Here is a 1,264-nt window from a genome sequence, read left to right on the forward strand (position 1 = left end):
TGATGAAAAAATTATTAATCTTAACCGTGTTACTAACTGGATTTTCATTTACTAGTTTAGATGCGAATGCAAAAGTGAAAGAAAAAAGCTGTTTCTCTTTTTATCATGATCTATTTGAAGAATATTATGGAGGAATTACTTTAGAAAATGTTGGGGATTTTAATGAGCTAGTAGCCCAATGCGAATCTTTGTAATACAATATTTTTGGAGAAGAGGCTCTATTTGTGTAAAAACAATATGCTTTTTATTTCTTTTACTTAATTTCAATATAAATGCTCAGTCAACATATAAGTTAACCTATGGTATTTCCAAAATTAAATTCCATGGTTCGATTGATAATTTAGATGAAAGGGGAAAACAGTTTACTGAAAAACTAATTGAAAATTCTAAAGAAATAAAATATATTCTTTATGTGAATAAAGCCTATTCTTATTTTGAAGCTAAACAGGCTTTGAAAAAAGAAAATGAATCTTCTTTGCAAGAAATCCTTACAAGAATGGCAAAACGCTTTACAAAATTCAATGAAAAGGTGTTTGTGAATAAAAAGAAGGATAGTCTCATTTTTGTTAAAAACTTAGTAGATAAAGATTTTAAGGTAAAAAGATCTAATTATGACTTTAACTGGATCATAAAAGATAAAACTAAAATGATTTTGAATTTTAAAGCTAAGAATGCAATAGGGAGCTACTATTATCCAATAACAAATCAAAAATTTGAGATACAGGCTTGGTTTTTACCATCAATACCATTACAATCTGGTCCAGATATTTTTATGGGTTTACCTGGCTTAATAGCAGAAGTAAATTTAAACGGGACAGTAGTGAAATTAGAAAAAATAGAAAAAACCAAATCCTCAGCTATAAAAAAACTAGATGATTCTGAAGCCATGACTCAAAAAGAATTTGAAGATTTGATTTCTAGGCTCACTAAAAAATTCATAGATAATTAGAAAATACCGAAGTTCTATTATAATCGACCAAAATCAATAAAACCCGATAAAATTTACTTTAAATTAGGCTAAACCGTTTTTTTTTTTTTACTTTCGGAGAAACAACTTTAAAATATATGATGTTCTAGCTACTAAAAAGAGAAGCCCCAAAAAATTTGGAGCCCTCTATAACCACATGGCATAAAACCGTAGGTTTAACTTGCACTACAAATGTACAATTTTTATGCCGAAGAAACGACACGAATAGGCTGCACAACCTAAATTTATAAATGTGCATAATTTTGTACAACCGACCTTAAAAGATAAGGTCATAAA

General features: G+C 28.4%; 2 protein-coding genes. Both read left to right on the top strand.

What is annotated here, in order from left to right:
- The coding region (locus G551_RS16680; protein WP_027885281.1) for a hypothetical protein at positions 1–194 on the top strand (194 nt) is incomplete at its 5' end.
- Positions 179–949 carry a GLPGLI family protein gene (locus G551_RS0112375; protein WP_027885849.1) on the top strand — a complete coding sequence of 257 codons (771 nt, stop codon included), beginning with the start codon at positions 179–181 and terminating at the stop codon, positions 947–949. The genes G551_RS16680 and G551_RS0112375, both read left to right, overlap by 16 nt.
- The last annotated feature ends 315 nt before the right edge of the window (positions 950–1,264 follow it).

This window comes from Mesonia mobilis DSM 19841 (genome assembly GCF_000423405.1).
In the GTDB taxonomy this organism is placed as follows: Bacteria; Bacteroidota; Bacteroidia; order Flavobacteriales; family Flavobacteriaceae; genus Mesonia; species Mesonia mobilis.

Bases quoted from the DNA above. Each gene is read 5' to 3' on its own strand.
- G551_RS0112375 (WP_027885849.1), top strand. From the start codon at position 179: ATGCGAATCTTTGTAATACAATATTTTTGGAGAAGAGGCTCTATTTGT.